The sequence below is a fragment of the Billgrantia sp. Q4P2 genome, from assembly GCF_052806135.1.
Genome location: NZ_JBRBAI010000006.1, coordinates 214,287 through 235,526, shown reverse-complemented (window position 1 = coordinate 235,526; position 21,240 = coordinate 214,287). Strand labels below are relative to the sequence as shown.

At 62.7% G+C, this 21,240-nt stretch carries 24 protein-coding genes; 15 read left to right on the top strand and 9 right to left on the bottom strand.

Annotated features, from left to right (window positions below):
* Positions 1-112 precede the first annotated feature (112 nt).
* Together ACUY1T_RS12925 and ACUY1T_RS12920 are read left to right on the top strand one after the other, a co-directional pair.
* Positions 113-1,264, top strand: coding sequence for an alcohol dehydrogenase catalytic domain-containing protein (locus tag ACUY1T_RS12925; protein ID WP_446023539.1), 1,152 nt, complete (start codon positions 113-115; stop codon positions 1,262-1,264).
* Positions 1,261-2,304 carry a proline racemase family protein gene (locus ACUY1T_RS12920; protein ID WP_446023400.1) on the top strand — a complete coding sequence of 348 codons (1,044 nt, stop codon included), beginning with the start codon at positions 1,261-1,263 and terminating at the stop codon, positions 2,302-2,304. Before ACUY1T_RS12925 ends, ACUY1T_RS12920 begins: the two co-directional genes overlap by 4 nt.
* A gap of 16 nt (positions 2,305-2,320) precedes the next feature.
* Here ACUY1T_RS12920 and ACUY1T_RS12915 read toward each other — a convergent pair whose 3' ends face one another.
* From ACUY1T_RS12915 to ACUY1T_RS12905, 3 genes are all read right to left on the bottom strand, one after another.
* Positions 2,321-3,325 carry an ion transporter gene (locus tag ACUY1T_RS12915; RefSeq protein WP_446023398.1) on the bottom strand — a complete coding sequence of 335 codons (1,005 nt, stop codon included), beginning with the start codon at positions 3,323-3,325 and terminating at the stop codon, positions 2,321-2,323.
* Positions 3,326-3,377: 52 nt separating this feature from the next.
* Entirely contained in the window at positions 3,378-3,791 is a 414-nt protein-coding gene (arfB, locus tag ACUY1T_RS12910; RefSeq protein WP_446023397.1) for an alternative ribosome rescue aminoacyl-tRNA hydrolase ArfB, read from the bottom strand.
* 78 nt (positions 3,792-3,869) lie between these two features.
* Positions 3,870-4,763 carry a LysR family transcriptional regulator gene (locus tag ACUY1T_RS12905; RefSeq protein ID WP_446023395.1) on the bottom strand — a complete coding sequence of 298 codons (894 nt, stop codon included), beginning with the start codon at positions 4,761-4,763 and terminating at the stop codon, positions 3,870-3,872.
* Positions 4,764-4,937: 174 nt separating this feature from the next.
* Here ACUY1T_RS12905 and blaOXA point away from each other — a divergent pair, with 174 nt between their 5' ends.
* The gene (blaOXA, locus tag ACUY1T_RS12900) at positions 4,938-5,726 is read left to right on the top strand and encodes a class D beta-lactamase (RefSeq protein ID WP_446023393.1); all 789 of its coding nucleotides are present in this window, start codon (positions 4,938-4,940) and stop codon (positions 5,724-5,726) included.
* Positions 5,727-5,808: 82 nt separating this feature from the next.
* Here blaOXA and ACUY1T_RS12895 read toward each other — a convergent pair whose 3' ends face one another.
* Positions 5,809-6,585, bottom strand: a complete 777-nt coding sequence (locus ACUY1T_RS12895; RefSeq protein WP_446023391.1) for a DUF1499 domain-containing protein — start codon at positions 6,583-6,585, stop codon at positions 5,809-5,811.
* Between the two features lie 143 nt (positions 6,586-6,728).
* Between ACUY1T_RS12895 and ACUY1T_RS12890 the strand changes: the two genes are divergently transcribed.
* From ACUY1T_RS12890 to ACUY1T_RS12855, 8 genes are all read left to right on the top strand, one after another.
* On the top strand, positions 6,729-7,055 hold the full coding sequence (locus tag ACUY1T_RS12890; RefSeq protein WP_446023389.1) for a thioredoxin family protein: 327 nt from the start codon (positions 6,729-6,731) through the stop codon (positions 7,053-7,055).
* A gap of 105 nt (positions 7,056-7,160) precedes the next feature.
* Positions 7,161-7,649, top strand: coding sequence for a DUF3618 domain-containing protein (locus ACUY1T_RS12885; protein WP_446023387.1), 489 nt, complete (start codon positions 7,161-7,163; stop codon positions 7,647-7,649).
* Positions 7,650-7,875: 226 nt separating this feature from the next.
* A complete protein-coding gene (locus ACUY1T_RS12880) occupies positions 7,876-8,649 on the top strand; it encodes a PRC-barrel domain-containing protein (protein WP_446023385.1) in 774 nt (257 codons plus the stop codon).
* 195 nt (positions 8,650-8,844) lie between these two features.
* Positions 8,845-9,444 carry a PRC-barrel domain-containing protein gene (locus ACUY1T_RS12875; protein ID WP_446023383.1) on the top strand — a complete coding sequence of 200 codons (600 nt, stop codon included), beginning with the start codon at positions 8,845-8,847 and terminating at the stop codon, positions 9,442-9,444.
* A gap of 201 nt (positions 9,445-9,645) precedes the next feature.
* On the top strand, positions 9,646-10,956 hold the full coding sequence (locus ACUY1T_RS12870; RefSeq protein WP_446023382.1) for a M20/M25/M40 family metallo-hydrolase: 1,311 nt from the start codon (positions 9,646-9,648) through the stop codon (positions 10,954-10,956).
* A gap of 87 nt (positions 10,957-11,043) precedes the next feature.
* A complete protein-coding gene (locus ACUY1T_RS12865; protein WP_446023381.1) occupies positions 11,044-11,445 on the top strand; it encodes a copper resistance CopC family protein in 402 nt (133 codons plus the stop codon).
* Positions 11,446-11,448: 3 nt separating this feature from the next.
* Complete coding sequence (locus ACUY1T_RS12860) at positions 11,449-12,342, top strand: CopD family protein (protein WP_446023379.1); 894 nt, start codon at positions 11,449-11,451, stop codon at positions 12,340-12,342.
* Positions 12,343-12,377: 35 nt separating this feature from the next.
* Positions 12,378-12,716, top strand: a complete 339-nt coding sequence (locus tag ACUY1T_RS12855; protein WP_446023377.1) for a hypothetical protein — start codon at positions 12,378-12,380, stop codon at positions 12,714-12,716.
* A 9-nt stretch (positions 12,717-12,725) separates the two neighbouring features.
* Here ACUY1T_RS12855 and ACUY1T_RS12850 read toward each other — a convergent pair whose 3' ends face one another.
* Both ACUY1T_RS12850 and ACUY1T_RS12845 read right to left on the bottom strand, forming a co-directional pair.
* Complete coding sequence (locus ACUY1T_RS12850; RefSeq protein WP_446023375.1) at positions 12,726-13,385, bottom strand: HAD family hydrolase; 660 nt, start codon at positions 13,383-13,385, stop codon at positions 12,726-12,728.
* A 1-nt stretch (position 13,386) separates the two neighbouring features.
* Positions 13,387-13,611: a DUF3820 family protein gene (locus tag ACUY1T_RS12845; RefSeq protein ID WP_446023373.1), complete on the bottom strand. Its 225-nt coding sequence runs from the start codon at positions 13,609-13,611 to the stop codon at positions 13,387-13,389.
* 375 nt (positions 13,612-13,986) lie between these two features.
* Here ACUY1T_RS12845 and ACUY1T_RS12840 point away from each other — a divergent pair, with 375 nt between their 5' ends.
* From ACUY1T_RS12840 to ACUY1T_RS12825, 4 genes are all read left to right on the top strand, one after another.
* A complete protein-coding gene (locus tag ACUY1T_RS12840; protein WP_446023371.1) occupies positions 13,987-16,014 on the top strand; it encodes a methyl-accepting chemotaxis protein in 2,028 nt (675 codons plus the stop codon).
* 285 nt (positions 16,015-16,299) lie between these two features.
* Positions 16,300-17,037, top strand: a complete 738-nt coding sequence (locus ACUY1T_RS12835; RefSeq protein WP_446023369.1) for an endonuclease/exonuclease/phosphatase family protein — start codon at positions 16,300-16,302, stop codon at positions 17,035-17,037.
* Positions 17,034-18,233 (top strand): cardiolipin synthase ClsB, encoded by a 1,200-nt coding sequence (gene clsB / locus ACUY1T_RS12830; RefSeq protein ID WP_446023367.1) that lies wholly within the window; start codon positions 17,034-17,036, stop codon positions 18,231-18,233. Before ACUY1T_RS12835 ends, clsB begins: the two co-directional genes overlap by 4 nt.
* Before the next feature lie 18 nt (positions 18,234-18,251).
* Positions 18,252-19,232, top strand: coding sequence for a lysylphosphatidylglycerol synthase domain-containing protein (locus tag ACUY1T_RS12825; RefSeq protein WP_446023365.1), 981 nt, complete (start codon positions 18,252-18,254; stop codon positions 19,230-19,232).
* Between the two features lie 232 nt (positions 19,233-19,464).
* Here the strand turns inward: ACUY1T_RS12825 and ACUY1T_RS12820 are convergent, their stop codons facing one another.
* The 3 genes from ACUY1T_RS12820 to bfr form a co-directional block, all read right to left on the bottom strand.
* Positions 19,465-19,875 carry a VOC family protein gene (locus ACUY1T_RS12820; RefSeq protein WP_446023363.1) on the bottom strand — a complete coding sequence of 137 codons (411 nt, stop codon included), beginning with the start codon at positions 19,873-19,875 and terminating at the stop codon, positions 19,465-19,467.
* A gap of 99 nt (positions 19,876-19,974) precedes the next feature.
* The gene (locus tag ACUY1T_RS12815) at positions 19,975-20,499 is read right to left on the bottom strand and encodes a YgjV family protein (protein ID WP_446023361.1); all 525 of its coding nucleotides are present in this window, start codon (positions 20,497-20,499) and stop codon (positions 19,975-19,977) included.
* Between the two features lie 69 nt (positions 20,500-20,568).
* Complete coding sequence (bfr, locus tag ACUY1T_RS12810) at positions 20,569-21,036, bottom strand: bacterioferritin (RefSeq protein ID WP_446023359.1); 468 nt, start codon at positions 21,034-21,036, stop codon at positions 20,569-20,571.
* Positions 21,037-21,240: the final 204 nt, after the last annotated feature.

The window sequence follows — 21,240 nt, the reverse complement described above, 5'->3', positions numbered from 1 at the left end:
AGGCGATGATGGCGAGGGGAGCCGCTTGCCAGGTGTGGAAAGCGACCGCCATCGAGGCTCAGCCAGGAGGACCACCGTGCCAAAAGAGAACGTGCCGACCATTCCGGCCACCATGAAAGCCATGGTCCTGACCGGCCACGGCGACATCGACAAGCTGGTCTATCGCGACGACGTTGCCACCCCGCGCCCTGGGCCGGGCGAGGTGCTGGTGCAGGTTACCGCCACGGCCAAGAACAACACTGACCGCAAGGCCCGTGAGGGGCTCTATCCCACCAAGGACAAGGGTGACGTGACCTCGTTCGCCATGGGCGGCGAGCCGACCCTGACCTTCCCGCGGATACAGGGCGCCGACGTGGCCGGGCGCGTGGTGGCAGTAGGCGAGGGCGTGAGCGCCTCGCGCATTGGCGAGCGAGGGCTGCTCGACTTCAACCTCTACGCCGACGAGCGCCGCGACATCAACCTGACACCCGATTACTACGGCCACGGCGCTGACGGCGGCTATGCCGAGTACATCGCCGTGCCGTCGGACCAGTTCCACCACGTGGCCAACCCCGAACTCGCCGACGCCGAGCTGGCGGCGATGGGCATGTGCTCCTACCAGACCGGCTATCACATGATGACCTCGGCCAGGGTAGCGGCGGGCGAACGGGTGCTGGTCAGCGGCGCCAGCGGCGGCGTGGGCGCCGCGCTGATCCAGATGTGCCGCATCGTCGGCGCGATTCCCTATGCGGTGAGCCAGCCCGACAAGGCGGACGCGCTACTTGAGCTGGGCGCCGAGGCGGTGATCGACCGCGGCGACCTGCCCACCTTCGTCGAGCGCGTGCTCGAGGCCACCGGCGGTGCGCCCATCGACGCCGTGATGGACCTGGTCGGCGGCGAGATGACCGACTTGTTCATTGACACCATGATCGGCGACATGAAGGCCCGCACCACCTACCCGCGGCTCTCCATCGCCGGAGCCAGCGGCGGCAACCTGAGCGAAATCATGTGGACGCGCATCTATCTCTACCAGGTGCAGATCTTCGGCGTCTCCCACGGTACTCGCGAGGAGGCCGAGCAATTGGTCGAGTGGATCCGCGGCGGCCAGCTCAAGCCGGTGCTGCATGCCGCCTTCAAGCTCTCCGAACTGCATGAGGCGGAGCGCTACTTCGTCAATCGCGGCAGCAATTACCTGGGCAAGATAGTCGTCGTGCCCGACGCTCAGTGGGCCGAACACGGCGCGCCCTTCGCGCTCGAAGGCAACGTTTTCAAGGACAAGGCATGAGCCACGAACTCACCCTGCAACTGCTCGACACCCATGCCGGCGGCGACGTCAGCCGCATCGTGATCGGCGGTATCGACCCGCTGCCTGGCGCCACCGTGCGCCAGCAGATGGAGTACCTGGAGAACGACGCCGATGGCCTGCGCAAGCTGCTGCTGAACGAACCCTACGGCATCCCCGAGATGTCGGTGGACCTTATCGTGCCTCCCACCGATCCCAGGGCGAAGATGGGCTACATCATCATGGAGGTGATGGGCTATCCGGTCTATTCCGGCTCCAACACCATCTGCACCGCCACCGCGCTGCTCGAGACCGGGCTGATTCCCAAGCGCGAGGGCATCCAGCACTTCACGCTGGAATCCCCGGCCGGCCTGGTGCAGATCGAGGCGCGGGTCGAGAACGGCGTGGTCGAAGCGATCACCTGCGGCGGCCTGCCGAGCTACATCGACACCCATCGCGCGCGCATCCACGTGCCCGAGGTGGGCGACGTGACCTACAGCATCGCCTACAGCGGCGGCTTCTATGCCCTGGTGGACGCCGAGGAGCTCGGCTTCTCGCTCAAGCGCGAGGAGGAGCGGGCGCTGGCCGAGTGCGCCCATCGCATCGTCGAGGCGATCCAGACTCATAGCGGCTTCTCCCACTACACCCTGGGCGACGTGGGGCCGCTGCCGTTCCTGCATTTCATGGGGCCGGTGGAGCAGATCGCCGATGACTTCTACCGCTCGCGTTCGGCGACCTACGTTCACCCGGGCGTGATCTGCCGCAGCACCACCGGCACCGGCACCTCGGCGCGGCTGGCGCTGATGCACTACGAGGGCACCATCAAACCCGGCGACAAGCTGGAGACCGTCTCCCTGCGCGAGACCGGCTTCATCGGCCAGTTCGTCGAAGCCCGCGAGGCCGGCGGCAAGCACCAGGTGGTGGAGAACACCATCACCGGCAAGAGCTACGTGCTGGCGCGCTCGGAAATCGTGGTCAACTGCGAGGATCCGATGGTCGACTGTGGCGGGGTGCATCACATTCTCAGCTCACGCCACCCCTGACCGGGGCCGCAGCGCCTCAGTCGTAGCGGCGCCGCCACTGCTTGACGGCGATCTGCTCCTTGACCAGCTCGAGCATGTCGACGAGCACCTGTTCGGTTACCCGGTCGGTGTGCTCGTCGACCTGCAGCCAGGTATCGAAGCCGCTGTCGGCCAGGCGTTCCACCAGCGCGGTGAACTCCGGCGAGCGCAGCCCCGCCATCGCCTCGTCCACCAGGCGGCAGGCCAGGTCGCGCAGGCTCGACTCCATGCTGCGCGCAAACGTATCTCCCATCGGCAAGCGGCGCAGGCGTTTTATCTCCTGGCTCTCCGCCACGGTACGGCCCACCAGCGAACTCACGTAGTGCATCGTCTCCTGGCGGTTGCGTGCGTAGGCGTTGCCGGTCATCTCCTCCAGCCGCCGCGAAAGTTCGTGGATCAGCTGCTGCTTGCGCGGCATCACCACCCGGTCGATGACCCGCGTCGACAGTGAATCGCTGGAACGGACCTGCTCCTGCATGTTGCCCAGCAGGCGAATCGCCACGCGGTCGGAAAGCTCTTCGAAGAAGACGTCGTAGTATTTGGCATAGAACGCGTAGAGCTGCCAGCGGCGTACGTCGATCAGCCCTAGGCGCTGCAGTCGGAAGAGCAGCGAGAAGATACGCAGCACGCGCAGTAGGCGGAAGCCACTCAGCGGGATGCAGCCCAGCACGTCGTACCAGTGCACGAAGGGATAGAAGAACCAGCGGTGATAGCGCCGTTCGGCGATCGCCGCGGCCCAGCCCAGCAACACGTCGAGCACGAAGATCGCGACGAAGACCAGATCGATCTCGATGAAATTGGCATGCACGTGGCGGTCATAGGCACCGTGCATGCTCGGTGCCACGGCGGCGAAGACCTCGTTCAGGGGCGGCAGCAGGAACAGGCTGTCGAACAGCAGCAGCGTCAGGTTGGCCACGACCAGCACCATGATCAGCAGGTCCCACGCGAGGTGCAGGCGTTCCAGGCCGGGGGGTAAGGTGCGTGACGCTCTCGGCGATGGCATCGACTCTCCTCGGTTCGGCATACGCCTCCTTAGCCTAGCAGCCAGCCGCTATTTAAAGCTTTGGCTTGCCGCGCAACGCCTTGGTCTGCCCCTTCTTGGTCTTGCTGTCCATGCGCCTGCGCTTTGAGCCGAGGGTCGGTTTGGTGGGCTTGCGCGCCTTGCGCGTCTTCACCGCATCCCGAATCAACTCCTTGAGGCGCTCCAGGGCATCCTCGCGATTCTGCTCGAAGGTGCGGTGGCTCTGCGCCTTGATCACCACCACGCCTTCCTTGGTGATACGCCGGTCGGAAAGCGCCAGTAGCCGCTCCTTGTAGAAGGGCGGCAGGCTCGAGGCGGAGATATCGAAGCGAAGGTGCACCGCGGAGGCCACCTTGTTGACGTTCTGGCCGCCCGCTCCCTGGGCGCGGATCTGGCTGATCTCGATCTCGTGGTCGCCCAGCTCCACGGTATGGGAAATGCGCAGCATCGCTCCCTTGCCCGTTCATCGTGTTGAGCGCCCAGGCTAACACAGGGCCGGCAGTAGAGGTTTGGTGTTGCCCTTGGTCTAGGCCTGGTCGCCGTAGGCGTGGTGCACCTCGTCGAGCAGCCAGGTCTGGAAGGCCTCCATGGCGGGGCTCGGGGTACGCGACTTGAGCCGGGTGAGCCAGTAGCTACCCAGCGCGGCATGGATGTCGAAGGGCTGGACGACCTGGCCGCTGCTCAACTGTCGTCCGAACATCCGCGGCGGGGCGAGGGCCACGCCAACGCCCTGCACCGCAGCTTCCATCATGGCCAGTGACGAGTCGAAGGTCACGCCATGAGCCCTTGCCGGTGGCCGCGACACACCCGCCGCCGCGAACCAGTGCGTCCATTCGTTCTCGCGATAGGAGCGCAGCAGGGTGTGGCGGGCCAGGTCTGCCGGCGTGCGCAGGGATTCGGCCAGGCGAGGGGTGCACAGGGCAGAAAGCGGGGCATCGAACAGCCGCTGAGCCTCGAGTCCGTGCCAGGCGCCATCGCCGAAGCGAATGGCGTAGTCCAGCCCCTCGATGGGCATGTCGACCCGATTGTTGTGGGTCGAAAGGCGCACCTCGACAAGGGGATGAGCGGACTGAAAGCGTGCCAGGCGCGGTAGCAGCCAGCCCACCGCAAAGGTGCCCACCGCCCCCACATTGAGAACGTCGCGTACCTTGCCGCCCTCGAGCCGCTCCAGCATGTTCGCCATGCGGTCGAAGGCGTCGCGCATCACCGGCAGCAGCGCCTCGCCCTCGGCGGTGATCATCAGCCCGCGAGGCAGGCGCTTGAACAGCGCCACGCCCAGGCGCTCCTCCAGCAACTTGACCTGATGGCTCACCGCCGCCTGGGTCACGTTCAACTCGTCGGCAGCGCGGGTGAAGCTCAGGTGGCGGGCCGAGGCCTCGAAGGCTCGCAGGGCATTCAATGGCAGGTAGGGTCTCGTCATAAGCCCAAGCTCAGTTTATGGCTCATGCAAGATATCATGGTTTGTGGCAGTCGCCAGACCCCCGCTAATCTCTCCTCCGACGCGTCGCTTCCCCCTGGAATGAACCCATGACGAGCGGATGGAACCATGATCCCAAGACCCTTGAAGTTAAAAAATCTGACGCAAAAGACATTGATGGCCGGTGTTCTCGTGCTGGCCTTGGTGCCCTTTGGTGCCGTGGCCGATGCCTGGCAGGAGCGTGCCGACTGGAGCGAGATCTTCCGCGCCAACGAAGCCAGCGGCACGCTGCTGGTGGTCGACAAGCGCGACGGTACTACCACGACGCTGGTGCACGATGGCGAGCGAGCCCGGCAGCGCTTCGTGCCCGCCTCCACCTTCAAGATTCCCCATACCCTTTTCGTCCTCGATGCTGACGTGGTGGAAGACGAGTTCCAGGTCTTTCCCTGGGATGGGGTCGAGCGTGACTTCCCGCAGTGGAACGCCGACCACGATCTGCGCTCGGGCATGCGCCTCTCGGTGGTATGGCTCTACCAGCTCTTCGCCCGGGAACTCGGTGAGGAGAGGGAGAAAAGCTATCTGGAAGCGATCGACTATGGCAACGCCGACATCGGCGACGACGTCGAGAACTTCTGGCTCGAGGAAGACATGCTGGAAATCACCGCCGAGGAGCAGATCGAGTTCCTCGAGCGGCTTTACCGCAACGAGCTGCCGTTCGACGAGGCGGACCAGCGCCTGGTCAAGGACCTGATGATTACCGCCGCCGGTAGCGACTGGATCCTACGGGGCAAGACCGGCTGGAGCGGCAAGCTCGGCTGGTGGGTAGGCTGGGTGGAGCGCCCGAGCGGCCCGGTGTTCTTCGCTCTCAACATGGAAACGCCCAACCGCATGGCCGATCTGCCCAAGCGTCAAGGCATCGTCAACGAGGCGCTGCGCACCATCGAGGCACTGCCGCCCGAAGCATGATGGACTCCGCGGCTCCCGGCTGGATGTTGTCGTGCCGGCCGGGAGTCGAGCTTCGCTTCCCGAACATCAATCGGGCGATGCCTCAGCCGGTGCGTCGCTCCAGCGCATCGAAATAGTCGTGAATTCTTTGCGCATTGGCGCCCGCATCGCCGCGCCCCAGGCGCGAAGCCGAGCGCACGTCGACCCGTATGCCGTCGGCCTCCTGCGTCAGCCGAATCACCACATCGTCCTTGAAGCCGAACCAGCGTGTCGTTGCGGTGGCCTCGATGGTATCGACGGTATCGATGGAGATGTCGGCGATCTCCCAGCCCATATCCAGCACGGCGGCTTCGGCGGCGGCACGAACCGTCGCCAGGGGCAGGGGGAAATGGCGAGGTTGGATATCGGGATAGGCCCTGCGCTGGCGGCGGGCGAATGACTCGCCGGGGTAGTCGACAGCGTTGGGCGCGGCCTCGCGAGCAGGAGCCAGGGCGACGAATTCCGGAGGATTTTCCAGGTCGGTGGTGATGTCGTGGATCGGTGGAGCCGTCTGGGCTCGCTGCCAGTACGTCCAGGGTATCGCCAACAGGGCAATCGTAGCGGCCATCGCGAATAACGACGTCCAGGCAACGTGCTTGCGTCGACATAGGAGTGCCACCAGCAGCGCCAGCAGGGCGATTGCGATAGCGCCGAGGCCCAGCAGGCCGCCCAAACGCAGCATATTGAAGGCCCCACCCAGCGTCAGCAGGTCCAGCCGGTAGGCGGGTCCGGCACCGGCCAGCAGTAACGCGGCCAACACCAGCAACAGCACACTGAACCCGGCGATGCGTGTCGGCCACCGTCCGCCGCGCTGACGGTGCTGACGATACAGAGCGGACATGGCTTACCCCGTTAGTATTAGAACGATACCCCTAGCATATCCGCGTAGGCACCGGCCTGCCGCATCCGGGATGCATTTTGCAACATCTCACCGATGCTCGCGGCTGCTATCGTTCCCTCAGGGCTTATCAAGGAGGACGAGACATGACCATGCAGGTCGATTACATGGCGTCGGCGCCGAGCCTCGAGGAGGTGAGCTCCCTCGACGGTGTCACCGTGCTCGAGTTCGGCACCCCCTGGTGCGGTTACTGCCAGATCGCCCAGCCCGGCCTCGAACGGGCTCTGGCGCGTCGCCACGACGTGCATCATCTCAAGGTCGAGGATGGCCCCGGCCGGCGCCTGGGGCGGGCGTTTCGCATCAAGCTGTGGCCGACGCTGGTTTTTCTTCAGGATGGCGAAGAGGTGGCTCGGCTGGTGCGCCCTGCCAGCGGCGAGGCCATCGAACAGACTCTCGAGGCCGTGGCGGCCTGAGTGCCGCTGCGACTCGGGGGGCGTCGCCTTGACGAAGCTCGCTACCGGGGCCAGCTTGAAGACAAGGGAAGTCAGCATCAACAGGGAAGCCAAGGAGGCGAGAACATGAGCCGCTATCAGCAACGACGGGCCGACGAACTCGAGGCCGATATCCGTCAGTCCCGTGCCCAGCTCAACGACACCCTGCATGAACTCGAAAACCGGCTTGCACCGGCACGGCTCAAGCAAAACGCCCTGCAGCACATGCCCAGCAGACATGGGGCAACGGCCAGTTTTCTCGCCAGCCTGCGGCGTTCGATCCGCGAGCATCCCATGCCTGCACTGGTGGCTGGCGTTGGCCTGGGTTGGCTGGTCGCCTCCCAACTGCGCTCCGGCGCGCGGGGACCAGTACGCGCTGGCGACACGCACCTGCCGTTGCCTCGTGGCACGACGATTCCGGCCCGTCAGGAGGCACCGCAGCGCATGGTGGCCACCCACCTGGGTACCCAGCAGGGGCGGGCGGCCATCTCGACGCATCGGCCGGATGTGATTGGCGAGGCCACGCACCTGGGCACCGGCCAGGGGTGGCGTGGCTACGTGTATCCAGAAGCATGAGCCTGGGGCCGTGGCGCCTCGTTGCTCTTATCGTCCTGAGCGGCACGGCCGAGGGCGGTACCGCTTCGGTGGGAGGCTATCGTTTCCATATCACGGAGTAAGGTTGGGTTGCGTAACGACAACGCAGGTTGCTATTCGTTAACGTTTTGCTTCGCTACGTTTCTGGCGGTACGCGGTTGCACCCGCCTATCTTGACGAGAGAGGATCCCCAAGGAGGCAAACTGCCATGAAAAGGACCTTACTGGCTATCGCCATCGGTGCCATCTCTGCCGGGCTCGTCGGCGGCGCTTTGGCGCAGGACAACGAGGCAGAACTCGATGACGAAGCCGCGGTGGGCGAAGAACAGGCTGTCGAAACCCAGCAAGCGCAAGAGGAGAGGGAGCGACTTGAGGAAGAACAGGATGCTCCAGCCGACGAGGAGAACGAGCAGGCCGATGTCTCGGTAGACGAAGAGGACGAAAACGGCGATCAGGCTGCTGCAGAAGACCCGGAAGCCAACGCCGACGAAGAAATGCAGACCGATCCGGGCGAGCAGGCGACTTCAGCCGAACCTTCCGCGGAGCAGGCCGAACAGGCCCCCGAAGGCGAGCAGGAAGACCCGGCCGGGCAAGCCGCCCAGAGCGAGCCCGAGGCGGGCTTCGAGGAGATGGAGCCGACGGGCGCTTCGCTGGATCCGTCGATTGCCTCCCTGCAGGTCAGCGAGATCGAAGGCATGACCATCGTCAATGCCGAAGGCGAGACGATAGGCCAGGTCGAAAACGTGCTGCGTCATGATGATGCCGGCGACCTGCATGCCATCGTCTCGGTGGGTGGCTTCTGGATCTTCGGTGGCTCCGAAGTCGCCCTGCCGCTGGCCGAGATGCAGCTCGAAGGCGAGCAATTGGTGCTACAGGACAACATCGGCCAGGACGAGCTCGATGACCTGGCCACCGATTACGACGAGGATCGCTACAGCGAAGTGGATGGTGACATGACTCTGTCCGATGCGATGGGTCGCTAGCTTTCTCCCTTCGGGTATGAGGTATTGGGTAATGGGCAAGGCAAGGCCAGTGGCCTTGCCTTGCTTCTTGAGAGGCAGGGAAACAACGTAGCAGTTACCTTCGGTTGCCATCCGTATCCTAATTTTTCTTTTGGCGGCCAGGGTAAGCGCTATTGTCAGAAGGTGGGTATTGAGTCAACTCTAGGAGGGAGTGTGATGAAAAGGACATTATTGGCCATCATGATCGGCGCTATTTCCACTGGCTTGGCAGGAGGTGCCCTGGCCCAGGACAACGCAGACGAGGAGAACGTTCTCGATGGCGATGCCGCCGTAGGCGAAGAGCAATCCACCATGGAGCCTGAAGGCAACCAGGACGATGCCGACCTGATGGAAGATGCGCCAGACATGGAGGCCGATGAGGCGGCTCCAGGCGCTGAGGTCGGCACAACGGGTGCCGATGACATGGCGACAGGTAACCAGTTGGACGACTCGCTGCGCGACAAGCAGGTCAGCGAAATCGAGGGCATGACCGTCGTCAATCAAGAAGACGAAGAGATCGGTGACGTCCAGAACGTCGTTCGGGACAACGACACCGGCGACCTGCATGTCGTCGTCACCGTAGGCGGCCTGTGGGGCATGGGTGGCACCGACATTACCCTGCCGTTGGCTGAGATGCGGCTGCAGGACGACCAGTTGGTAACCCAGCAAGCCTATGGCGAAGAAGAGCTCGAGGAGTCCGCCGAGGAGTACGATGAGGAGCGTTACACCGAGCTGGACGACGATGAGATGACCCTGGGCGATGCCTGGGGGCAGTAACTCGCCGCGCTGAGGTTCCCAAGCCGGCAACGCCGCTGGCGATAGCAAAGGCAAGGCCATTTGGCCTTGCCTTTATTGTGAGTTCTTGCCATGGCCGGGAGCGCCGCCCCTGTGGTCAAGAACTGCTCGGTCAGGCGATGTCGCACGACATCTGGCAGACTACGCTGAACCGTATCCTGATCCGTCGAGAAAGGAAGCCCTATGAGCGAGACGCATCGACCATGGGCCGAGCCCATGTCGGAAACGCAGTTCACCCTGATGCAGCGCATCCTGGATGCCCCAAGCCCCGTGGGGCTGGAAGGGGCAATGACCTACGGCGTGCTCAAGCCCCACTTCGAAAGCTTCGCCCCCGAGGGCTGGCACCTGCACCAGTACAAGGGCCACGCTGGCGTAGTGTGGGACACCCACCCGGGCCGTGACGACCTGTTCAAGGTGATGATCATCGGGCACGCCGACAAGATCCGCATGCAGGTGCGCAGCATCGGCGACGATGGCAAGATCTGGATCAATACCGACGCCTTCCTGCCCAATGTGCTGGTCGGCCACGAGGTGAAGCTGTTCAGCGAAGATCCGGAGCAGCCTGGCCGCTATCGCATCATTCAGGGCGGCACCGTGGAGGCGCTGGGGGCGATCCACTTCTCCGATCCGGCCCAGCGCGAGGGGCGCAAGGGCATCAAGAAGGAGCAGATCTACCTCGACCTGCAGATCCACGGCGAGAACAAGAAGCAGCAGGTGCTCAACCTCGGCGTGCGCCCCGGCGACTCGATCATCTTCGACCGCCCCATTCGTCGCGGCTTCAGCCCCAACACCTTCTACGGTGCTTACCTGGACAATGGCCTGGGCTGCTTCGTCACCGCCGAAGTGGCGCGGCTGATCGCCGAGGCCGGCGGTACCGAGAAGGTGCGCATGCTGTTCGCCATCGCCAGCTACGAGGAGATCGGCCGCTTCGGCAGCCGCGTGCTGGCTGGCGAACTCGAACCCGACGTGGTGATCGGTGTCGACGTGAACCACGACTACGTGGCTGCTCCTGGTATCGGCGAGCGGCGCATGCAGCCGCTGGAGATGGGCAAGGGCTTCACCATGTCGGTGGGCGCGATCGCCAGCGAACAGCTCAATCGTATTATCGAAACCACCGCCCGGGAGCATGGCATTCCCATGCAGCGCGACATCGTCGGCGCCGATACCGGTACCGACGGCATGGCCGGCGTGCTGGCCGCCATCGATTGCGCCGCAACCTCCATCGGTTTTCCCATTCGCAACATGCACACCATCTCGGAGACCGGCAATACCCAGGACGTGCTGGCCGCCATTCATGCGCTCACCTACACGCTCCAGGCGCTGGACGCCCTGCCGGACTCGCACCGCGAATTTCTCGACAACCACCCGCGGCTCGACCAGGCCGAACGCCTGACGCACCAAGGCTCGGCCAAGCCCGAACGGAACAGTGACGAGCAACATCAGCAAGAGCCTGGGCGCGACGATACGGGCCACCAGCAGAGGCATCCTTCCTGAGCGAAGGCGGGATAGCCCTGCGGCCACGCCCCCGAACCTTGCGTCGGGGCGTGGCCCGGCCCCAAGCAAGAATCGAAGGAGAGCAGAATGAGTGTCGAGAAGAGAGCTTCCGGTGCAGCGCGAGTAGCCAAGTATATCGGCACGCTGGCGTCCTTGGTCGCGGTGATTTGGCTGATGATGGCAAGCCCGCTGCTATGGGCGCACTCCCACGTAACTGCCACATACCCTGAGGCTGGTGCGACGCTGGAACAGGCGCCGGAGCGGCTGGCGCTCCAGTTCGACTCGCCGATCCGTATCACCCAGTTCGACGTTATTGGCCCGGAAGGCGTGGTGGAGCTGAGCGAGGATCTGCTCGGCCCGATGGCGGCGGAGCATGCCGCCGTGCCTGCTGAACCCTTGGCACCAGGGGAGTACGAGGTCGTATGGCGTGGTATCGCCGAAGACGGCCATGCTATGTCAGGTGGTTATCGCTTCACGATCCAAGAGTAGGCAATGAACGGTATGACATTGGCCGACCTGGATGCATGGACGATCGGTCGTGTTCACGTCCTGGCGGGATTTTACGTCTCCGCCTTGCTGGCGGTGGGGGGCGTGCTGTTTCGCTTCGCCTTTCCCGCACTACCGCCACGTGACACCCTCGTTCTCGACCGCTGCACCTGTATCGCCGCCTGGTGCGGTGCCGGCATGCTTGTGCTGCTGTGGCTGCTGCAAGCCGCCTACCTGGGAGGCGGCAACTGGAGTTCGGCCTTCAATCCGGTGTTGCTCGGCATCGTTGGCGAAAGTGCCCAGGGCGAGCGGCTGCGCCTGGCCATAGTGGGACTGTTGCTGCTGCCGCTGGTCTTGTGGCAGGGCACACCGCTGGCCGTGCGCTATGTCGTCAGTGTGCTCGGCATCGGCTTGGTGTTGGTGGGTTTCGCCCAGGTTGGCCACACTCGAGGTTCACCATGGCAAAGTGCGCTGTTGATGCTGCACCTGAGTCTGGCTGCCTTCTGGGCCGCAGCACTCTTGCCGCTCTACCGCCTGGCCAGAAGCAGCTCGCCTGGCGAGTCGGCCCGGCTGCTGCTGCGCTTCGGACGCTTCGGCTTGTTGCTGGTGCCGCTGCTGCTCATCGCCGGGAGTAGCCTGGCCATATGGCTCCTTGGTGGACGCCCCGTCTCACTGCTGAATACCCTTTATGGCCAGTTGCTCTCGGTAAAGCTGGCCTTGGTGGCGCTGCTGCTCTTGCTCGGCGCGGTCAATCGCTGGTGGCTGGTACCCGCTGTGGCACGGGGCGAGCTGAACGCGCCCAGGCGGTTGAGGTGCAGTATCGCCGTGGAAGCCTGCCTGATGGTGCTGATCGTACTGGTTGCCGCCCTGCTGCTGACCACCTCCTCGCCGGCGCGGTAGGCTAACCCTTTACGAGTCGAGTGTACCGACCTGCCATGACGCATGAAGCCAGTTTACCTACCCAGGCCCGTCGTCTGCTCGAAGCCGCCCCGGCGGCCTCGCTGCCGATGACCTACCAGCAGCTTGCCGAAGCGCTGGGGCTCACGCCGCCGCGTACCATCCAGCGCGTGGCCCAGGCGCTCGAAACGCTGATGCACGAGGATGCCAAGCAGGGTCGCCCCTTCATCGCCGCATTAGTGGTAAGCCGGCGCGGCAACCTGCCGGCGCCAGGCTTCTTCGAACTGGCCGTGGCTTTGGGCCGTTTCCCCGCCGACCCAGCCCGGCATGCCGAGGCGTATCGTGAGGAATTCCAGCGGGCGCTGGCCGAACGGTGACGTTGCCAGTCACCCCTGAGCCGCCTCCAGCCAGGCGAAAAGATCATCGAAGCTTTCCAGGATTGTCGTAGCCGCGCTGAAGTCATGCTGCCGTGTCATCCTGTTGGGAATGGCAATGCAGCTTATGCCTGCCGCCGTCGCTGCGCTTACGCCATGTTCTGTGTCCTCGATGGCGAAGCATTCCGCCGCCGTGATGCCCAGCCGCTCGAGGGCAAGAAGATAGACATCGGGTGCCGGCTTGCTGGCAGTGACATCATCCCCAGATACGATGGCAGCAAAGTGTCCGCGCAACTCATTGTGCCGAAGCGTGGCCTCCACGCCATTACGCCCCGCGCCAGTTACGACGCCCAGCATCAATCCTTGCGCATGGCAGGAATCGATGACTTCCTTCACTGCGGGGCGAAGCGGAAAGGCCTCTGTATCGAGTCGCCGTTGAGTAACGAGGCTCTTCTCTGCTGCCAGTTCCTGATGAGGACATTTCAGGTGAAAGCGCTCCACCATGTCCTTGGCATTGTCCGTGGTTGGCTTACCTGCGTATTGGGCTATGTAGGTTTCCTCGAGCAGCGTCACGCCACGATCCGCGAGGATGCGTTCCCATATGTGGAAATGAACGGGCTCGGAGTCGACCAGGGTACCGTCATGATCGAAGAGCAGGGCACGGATCGGCATGTCAGCGATGCTCCCGTTGCGGCCGCAGTGGCTCGAGTAGCTCGCCAAGGCCGTTGTGGTCGATCTCGTGCATCAGGTGCAGCAACTCGCCGATTTCGCTGGGCGGAAAGCCCTCCCGGGCGAACCAGTTGAGGTAGGGGCCCGGCAGGTCGGCAATCAGCCAGCCTTCGTACTTGCCGAACGGCATCCTGCGGGTGACCAGCTTTTCCAGGTCCTCGGGCTTCACTCGCTCTCTCCTTCGTCGGTTCGCCGACTCGTATCCAAACAGCTTATCCCGCACATGAGCAAGCCATGATGACGAAGGCCCCGTGCAGCGGGGCCTGACACGAGGCTTGCATTTCATTTTTTTCCCTCTGCGCGCCACTCTGCCGCAGATGTTGGCGCTGATATCAAGGGTGGGGTTGATTGCGGTCCAAAGACAAATTAGGTATCTCAAATAATACTAAATATTCTTAATTGTTTAAGTTTCTTGTAAAGTTTGTTTCCGCTCCTGCCGATAAAGTTGAGGTTGGCTTAGGCGTAGCACGGTTCCAGTCTCGGCTAGGTTTGCTTTGCTTTTGCCTGTCCGATACCCCTATCAGTATTTCCCAAGGAGAAGTCGATGAAGGAACTCTTGCACCGCATCCCGATGGGGCAAAAATTCCTTATGGTGGTAGCGCTACCATTGTTGATCATGACCTGGCTAGCCGGCAGCGGCAGCCTGGAGCGCCTGGAGGAAACCAACCGCTTGGCACGCATGCAGAAGCTGGCCCAGTTGATCGATGGTGTAGACAAGCTGGTGCATGAGCTGCAACGCGAACGCGGTAGGACGGGGTTGGTGCTCTCCAGTGATAATGAGCAATTGCGTGGCGAACTCGAGCGTCAACGGCAACGAACCGATGAACGGTTGGCCGGTTTATGGGACTTATCGGCCGAACTGGACCTTGCCGGGCAACTTCCAGCCTTGCATGATCGCCTGCGTACGGTAGAGGCAGGCCTTCGCGGCCTCGCCGATGTTCGCCGCCGGATCGATGCGCAGGGCATTACGGCCCGTGAGTCGTATGCCTTTTTCACTGAGTGGAACGAGGAACTGATCAGCGTGGTGGGCGAGGTGACGACCTCAGCTGCCTACACCCAGATCAGCCGACGCCTGACCACCTTCTTCAATCTCATGAACTACAAGGAATTGGCAGGCAGGGAGCGGGCGCTGCTGGGCAATACCTTCGCCAGCGACAGCATGACGGCGGATACCTATCAAGGCCTGCTCTTTCTCGTTGGCCAGTCCAAGGCGTATCTGGACAGCTACCGGCAGCTCGCCATCGACGAATATCGGCAACCACTCGAGCAGGCGCTTGGTGGCGAACTGGTGGAGCGTGCGGAGAGCATAAGCCAACTCGCCATGGAGCAGGGAACGGCAGGTCGCTTCGGCGTCGATCCGAATGCCTGGTTCGAGCTGCAGACTGCCAAGATCGATCGATTGGCTGATGTCGAATCCTTCATTCTCACCGACCTGCTCGCCACCGCCCAATCCATGCATGCGACTGCCCAGCGCGCCCTGATGCGGTACCTGACACTGGCGCTGCTGGCGCTCATCCTGAGCGTTGGGCTGTCGATTCTGATCGTGCGCAGCATCGTACGCCCTCTGCGCCAAGCGCTGGACAACATTCAGAAGCGTGGGGGTGACCTGACCCAGCGCTTGACCGTACCGGGTAGCGACGAGCTGTCACAGCTCTACTTGGCATTCAATGAATCCACCGCCGAGACCGAGCGGTTGGTGGGAAACATTCAGCAGGGTGCCATGTCCGTAGAGGTGGCGAGTGGTGAAATTGCCATGGGCAACCAGGATTTGGCACAGCGCACCGAAGAGCAGTCGGCTTCGCTGGTGGAAACGGCCTCGAGTCTCGAACAGATCACTACCACCGTTCAGCACAATGCCAGCTCGGCGCAGCAGGCCCAGCAGATGGCAAGCGAGGTCTCCAGCCAGACCGGTCAGGCCAGCGAGGTGGCGAGACAGGCGAACCTGGCCATGAAGGAAGTTCACATGGCCAACCAGGAGGTGACGAAGATCATCGAGGCGATCGATGCCATCGCTTTCCAGACCAACCTGTTGGCGCTCAACGCCTCGGTGGAAGCGGCACGCGCCGGGGAGCATGGGCGTGGATTTGCCGTGGTGGCGAATGAGGTGCGTACCTTGGCCAGTCGTAGCGCACAGGAGGCGGATCGGATACGCCAGTTGATCGACAACAACGTCGCGCGCGTCAACGAGGGGAGTCGGCTCGTCACGGCTACCAGCGAGACTCTGGAAGCGATTACCCAGCAGGTCCAGCAGGTTACGGCCCTGATCACCGAAATATCGTCGGCCACCATGGAACAATCGGCAGGTATCGAGCAGATCAATCAGGCCGTGGCGCAGTTGGAGGACGTCACGCAGCAGAATGCTGCCCTGGTAGAGCAGGTTGCCGCCGCAAGTCGCTCGCTGGATGACCAGGCACGGGACATGGCGAGCCTCGTTGGCCAATTTACCGTGGCAGGCTCTGTCCAAGCGGTGCCCGCGGCCAAGGAGCAACTGCGGTTGACGTACCAGGAGGCCCCTGCCTCCGATAAGGCACCGGCAGTCCGTCGAGCAAGAGACACCGTCGACTGGGCCTGACGGCTACCGTAGAAGGCGCCTGGAGCGGTGAGTGGGCGGGTCTCATGCAACGAGTTGCGGCAGGCGCTATGCGCTTGCCGTTTCTTTTCCTGGGCGCTCCTATGTTGGCCGTTGTCCTAGGCCCGTGCACCTAGCGGCCCCCGCTGTCGCAGCAAATATCGCCATCCACTGCTAAGCTTTCTTTGGTCAGTGGCTGGAGGCGCCTCATCGAACCGCGGGAGAAGGATATCGGTAGTGAAGGTTACGGACAGGAAGCCGCAACAGGGGATATCACAGGCAGCGCCCGTGAAATCCCTGCGGATCATGACGATCAACGTGCACAAGGGGTTCAACGTGTTCAATCGTCGCCATATCCTGCCGGAGCTTCGCGATGCCGTGAACACGCTTTCCGCCGATATGGTGTTCCTGCAGGAGGTGCATGGCGAGCACAAGAGGCACTCCCGTCGCTTCCATGATTGGCCGGGTGTGCCGCAGTACGAGTATCTGGCCGATACCATGTGGCCCGAATTTGCCTATGGCCGCAATGCCGTCTATCCCGACGGCGACCATGGCAACGCCCTGCTGTCCCGCTATCCGATCGTTCAGTACGAAAACAGGGATGTGACCATCCACGGCACCGAAAGGCGGGGGCTTCTCTACTGCCAGCTCTCGGTTCCCGGCCAGCCCATGGTGCATGCTGTCTGTGTCCACCTTGGGTTGCGCCAGAAGCATCGCCTGCAGCAGTTGCAGTTGCTGTGCAAGCTGCTGGACTCGATACCGGACGATGAAACGGTCATCGTTGCGGGAGACTTCAACGACTGGCGCTTGAAGGCCGATGCCGTGCTGGCCGAATGTGGGCTACATGAGGCGTTCGTGCACTGCCATGGACGCCCGGCGAAAACGTTTCCGGCACACTGGCCACTGCTGTGTCTGGACCGGATATATGTCCGCCACGCCTCATGCCACAACCCCAGAGCCCTCTATCGCAAGCCGTGGTCGCATCTCTCTGACCATGTTCCCCTCATCGCAGAGATAGGCCTGTGAAATTCCAATGGAAGGAAGGCAATCAAGCCGAACTGCTGATCAATGGAAGCCAATACTTCCCCGACGTGTTCGGGGCGATACGCTCGGCGCGCCGGGAAATCCTGATCGAGACGTTCATCATCTTCGATGATGAAGTCGGGCAAGCACTGAAAGAGGCCCTGCTCGAAGCTGCTGCCCGACAGGTACGCATCGAAGTCACGGTGGACGGTTACGGCACGGCGGATCTGGGCGCCGAGTACGTCGCGGAGCTGACCGATGCCGGCGTCAACATGAATGTCTACGACCCGCGACCCCGCCGCTTCGGTGTGCGCACCAACCTGTTTCGCCGTTTACATCGCAAGATCGTAGTGGTGGACGGCGAGGTGGCCTACATCAGCGGAATCAACTTCGGCTGGGACCACCTGCCCGACAAGTACGCCATGGGCAAGCAGGACTATGGCATACGGGTGCGCGGGCCGATCGTCGAAGACATCCGCCACGCCGCCACCGCGCTGCTGTTGGAGCACCATGCGGTAGAGGAGTTGCCACAGAGCCTCGTCGCACCCTCACCCGTCGGGCAGGCCGCCATGCGCCTGGCCATTCGCGACAACCATCTGCATCGCACCGATATCGAAGACCACTATCTGGAGGCGATTCGCACGGCGAAATCCCGGCTGCTCATCGCCAATGCCTACTTCTTCCCCAGCTATCGCATCTGGCGTGAGTTACGTAAGGCAGGCCGTCGGGGCGTCGACGTCACCCTGATCCTTCAGGGCCGTCCCGACATGCCCTGGGCCCGGATGTTCTCCAGCTCGCTGTACAGCTACCTGCTCAAGGACGGCATTCGTATCTACGAGTACAAGGAGCACCCCCTGCACGGCAAGATCGCCATTGCCGACGACGAGTGGGCGACGGTGGGGTCGAGCAACCTCGACCCACTCAGCCTGTCTCTCAACCTGGAGGCCAACCTGTTCATTCGCGATGCCAAGCTCAACCGGGAGATATACGACCACCTGGTGGAGCTGATCGAGAACAGCTGCCATATGATTACTCCCGAAGCCGCGGAGAAGGGGCGCTGGTGGCGGGCGCCGCTGATGTTCGTGAGCTTTCACTTCCTGCGCCACTTTCCCCTCAGTGCGGGCTGGAGCCCTGGCCATATCTCCCGGCTCGAGCCGTTGACCCCCAAGGCGCCGCCGAACAAGCGGGCTATGGATTGAAGCCAGCGAGGTGACGACATGAAAGCTTCCACCACCGACGCGCCCAAGCCGTCCCGGCCCTGGCGCCGCTGGCTGAAGCGAGGCGTCACGCTGATCTTCTTCGTACTGGTCGCGGTGCTGTTGTTCTCGCTGGCGCGCAACGTCGACTGGCCCGAAGTCATCGAGACCCTGCGAGGTTACAGCCCGCTGATGCTGGTCGCCGGGATGGGCATTACTGCGGTCAGCTATACCGCCTTTTGCAGCTACGACCTGCTGGGAAAGAAGTACACCGGCCATGGGCTGTCGACCGGGCGCGTCCTGCTGGTGGCCTTCGTGTGCTATGCCTTCAATCTCAACCTGGGCGCTTGGGTAGGCGGCCTGGCCATGCGCTACCGGCTCTATACCCGCCTGGGCCTCGGCGTGGGTACCGTCACGCGCATTCTCAGCATCAGCCTGATCGCCAACTGGTTGGGCTACATGATTCTCGCTGGCGCCATCTTCTCATTTCACCTGCTCGAGCTGCCGCAGAACTGGGAGATAGGCGCCGCGGGCCTGCAGTTCATCGGCTTCGGGCTGCTGGCCGTCGCTTTCGCTTACCTGGCCGCCTGTCGCTTCTCCAAGCGGCGCGTATGGCACATTCGTGGCCATGAGATCGTTCTTCCGCCGCTCAGGCTGGCGCTGATGCAGGCGGCCCTGGGCGCGGCGAACTGGTCGTTGATGGCAGCGCTCATCTACCTGCTGCTGCCACAAGGGCTGTTCTTTCCCAGCATCCTCGGCATCCTGCTGATCAGCTCCATTGCCGGGGTCATCACCCATATTCCCGGTGGCCTCGGCGTGCTCGAAGCGGTATTCCTCGCCTTGCTTCAGCACCACGTTGCCCCGAGCCAGATACTCGCCGCGCTGATCGGCTACCGTGCCCTCTACTTCCTGTTGCCCCTGGCGGTGGCATGCCTGGCATACCTGCTGCTGGAGCGAAGGGGCAGGAAGCGGAAGAGAGAGGAAGCAAGGCAGGAGGGGTAAGTGAACCATCAGGCGCTGTAGAACAGCGAAGAAGGGGAGACCTTAAAATGAGGTTCAGAGACAGGCGCGTCAGTACAACCTGCTTCTGATCCAGTAAAGCCATTATATTGCACCTTATAAGCTGCATATCGAATCTTAAAGCAACAAATAAGGTGCATAGGCATCCGCGCGAGGCTAATGGCAGCGCCGCAAGGCGTCTCCGTCCGCGGAAAGCGGTGACACCGCCAAATCATTAATCGTTCGATGGAATGGCCGCCGGATCCATCCAGAATGACTCCCACACATGGCCGTCGGGGTCGGCCAATGCGCAGCTGTACATGAAGCCGTGGTCCTGACGCGGGTTGATGTCGGCGGTGCCGCCATTGGCGCCGGCCGCCTCGTTCATGACATCTACCGCTGCGCGGTTCTCGCAGGAGAGGGCGAGCATCACTTCGCTGGAATCGGGCGGCGGAATCGGGCGGTCGGTGAAGGTGCGCCACTTGTCATGGGTGAGCAGCATTACGTGAATCGTTTCGCTCAACACCATGCACGCCGCCGTCTCGTCGGTGAAATGGGGGTTGTTGGTAAATCCGAGCGCCTCGTAGAACGCCATCGATTTTTCTAGATCGACAACAGGGAGGTTCACGAAGATCATGCGTGACATAAGAAAGCTCCATGGGTGGTGTAACAGGATTAGTCGATTGTGCTGACTCCTGCTAGTCGATTGGGCCGGAGCGATTTCGACAGTGGGCTGTCTCTTCTTCTATGCCGTGTACGGTAACCGCGCATCGCGCCGCAGCCGCAGCATGGTGAACACGTTGGTCAGGAAGATCAGGCTTTCCGCTATCGTGCCGCCGATGGAGCCTGCCAGCACGTTACTGGCGACCCAGCACAGCGCCGCCGCTGCCAAGGCGATGCGCATGGGAATGCCACGCAGCATGAACATGCCGTAGGTGCCGAGCAGGCCCGCGGCCAGGGCCGGGATGTCCCGCGGGCCGCTCCAGGTCAGCAGGGCAACCAGCAAGGTGGCGAGCAGCATGCCGAGCATGATCGCTCGATTGCGCGGGAAGCGGCGCACCAGGGCGATGCGCAGCACGATCAGCGCCGAGATGCCCGCGGCCACCCAGCTCTCGAACAGGGCGAACTGCGCGGCGAAGGCGACGTTGGCGAACAGCAGCAGCACGAACAGCCGGTCGTCGCGCTTGCTGGCGAAGGCCACCAGGCATAGAGCCAGCGCCACCAGGCTGACGCCCTGGCCCAGCAGCCATCTCAGGCCGATCTCTTCCATGCGTCATTCCGTTATCGAGCTAATAGAAACTCGAGCTTAGCATGGCAATCTCGACCGGGCGTCCTTGGCTCACATCTGGGAGAGCAGGTAGTTCGGCTTGCCCAGCATCTTGATCAGCCGTAGCTGCTGCTCGAGCCAGTAGGCATGGTCTTCTTCGGTGTCTGCCAGCAGCCCCAGCAGTACGTCGCGGGTCTGGAAGTCCCGCTCCCGCTCGCACAGGGCGATGGCGTCCTTCAGGGCATCGCCGACTTCATATTCGAGCTGGAGGTCGTTGCCGAGCATTTCCTCCACGTCCTGGCCGACACGCACCGGGGTGCGAGTGTGCATGTCGGGCTTGCCTTCCAGGAACAGGATCCGCTCGATCAACTGCTTGGCATGGCCCTTCTCATCGTCGAATTCGTGGGCGATGCGCTCATAAAGCTTGGTGAGCCCCCAGTCGGCGTACATCTCGGAGTGGATGAAATACTGGTCCATGGCGGCGAGTTCCGCCGCCAGCAGGCCGTTCAAGGCGTCGATGATGGTCTGTTTGCCTTTCATGCGGTTCCCTGTATTAGCGCGAGAGGGTAGATTTCCCCATCCTAGGGCGAATCGGTAGTGCGGTCAATTTTTCCTTTTAATTCAGTTGCTTGATATTGCCTTCGCGTGCGATTCGCATTTGATTTCCAAGGTGGCCACAACCGCCCGGCGCGGATTGCCAGAATTCGCCATCCCAGGCTGGCGATGCAATGCGACGGCGAATGA

What these genes read in the sequence shown, in the direction of transcription:
- bfr (WP_446023359.1), bottom strand. Translation starts at nt 21,036, where the DNA reads ATGAAAGGCAAACAGACCATCATCGACGCCTTGAACGGCCTGCTGGCG.
- ACUY1T_RS12895 (WP_446023391.1), bottom strand. Translation starts at nt 6,585, where the DNA reads ATGTCCGCTCTGTATCGTCAGCACCGTCAGCGCGGCGGACGGTGGCCG.
- ACUY1T_RS12825 (WP_446023365.1), top strand. Translation starts at nt 18,252, where the DNA reads ATGAAAGCTTCCACCACCGACGCGCCCAAGCCGTCCCGGCCCTGGCGC.
- ACUY1T_RS12860 (WP_446023379.1), top strand. Translation starts at nt 11,449, where the DNA reads ATGAACGGTATGACATTGGCCGACCTGGATGCATGGACGATCGGTCGT.
- ACUY1T_RS12890 (WP_446023389.1), top strand. Translation starts at nt 6,729, where the DNA reads ATGACCATGCAGGTCGATTACATGGCGTCGGCGCCGAGCCTCGAGGAG.
- ACUY1T_RS12870 (WP_446023382.1), top strand. Translation starts at nt 9,646, where the DNA reads ATGAGCGAGACGCATCGACCATGGGCCGAGCCCATGTCGGAAACGCAG.
- ACUY1T_RS12850 (WP_446023375.1), bottom strand. Translation starts at nt 13,385, where the DNA reads ATGCCGATCCGTGCCCTGCTCTTCGATCATGACGGTACCCTGGTCGAC.
- blaOXA (WP_446023393.1), top strand. Translation starts at nt 4,938, where the DNA reads ATGGCCGGTGTTCTCGTGCTGGCCTTGGTGCCCTTTGGTGCCGTGGCC.
- ACUY1T_RS12915 (WP_446023398.1), bottom strand. Translation starts at nt 3,325, where the DNA reads ATGCCATCGCCGAGAGCGTCACGCACCTTACCCCCCGGCCTGGAACGC.
- ACUY1T_RS12925 (WP_446023539.1), top strand. Translation starts at nt 113, where the DNA reads ATGAAAGCCATGGTCCTGACCGGCCACGGCGACATCGACAAGCTGGTC.
- ACUY1T_RS12855 (WP_446023377.1), top strand. Translation starts at nt 12,378, where the DNA reads ATGACGCATGAAGCCAGTTTACCTACCCAGGCCCGTCGTCTGCTCGAA.
- ACUY1T_RS12880 (WP_446023385.1), top strand. Translation starts at nt 7,876, where the DNA reads ATGAAAAGGACCTTACTGGCTATCGCCATCGGTGCCATCTCTGCCGGG.
- ACUY1T_RS12865 (WP_446023381.1), top strand. Translation starts at nt 11,044, where the DNA reads ATGAGTGTCGAGAAGAGAGCTTCCGGTGCAGCGCGAGTAGCCAAGTAT.
- arfB (WP_446023397.1), bottom strand. Translation starts at nt 3,791, where the DNA reads ATGCTGCGCATTTCCCATACCGTGGAGCTGGGCGACCACGAGATCGAG.
- ACUY1T_RS12905 (WP_446023395.1), bottom strand. Translation starts at nt 4,763, where the DNA reads ATGACGAGACCCTACCTGCCATTGAATGCCCTGCGAGCCTTCGAGGCC.
- ACUY1T_RS12840 (WP_446023371.1), top strand. Translation starts at nt 13,987, where the DNA reads ATGAAGGAACTCTTGCACCGCATCCCGATGGGGCAAAAATTCCTTATG.
- ACUY1T_RS12885 (WP_446023387.1), top strand. Translation starts at nt 7,161, where the DNA reads ATGAGCCGCTATCAGCAACGACGGGCCGACGAACTCGAGGCCGATATC.
- ACUY1T_RS12820 (WP_446023363.1), bottom strand. Translation starts at nt 19,875, where the DNA reads ATGTCACGCATGATCTTCGTGAACCTCCCTGTTGTCGATCTAGAAAAA.
- ACUY1T_RS12920 (WP_446023400.1), top strand. Translation starts at nt 1,261, where the DNA reads ATGAGCCACGAACTCACCCTGCAACTGCTCGACACCCATGCCGGCGGC.
- ACUY1T_RS12815 (WP_446023361.1), bottom strand. Translation starts at nt 20,499, where the DNA reads ATGGAAGAGATCGGCCTGAGATGGCTGCTGGGCCAGGGCGTCAGCCTG.
- ACUY1T_RS12875 (WP_446023383.1), top strand. Translation starts at nt 8,845, where the DNA reads ATGAAAAGGACATTATTGGCCATCATGATCGGCGCTATTTCCACTGGC.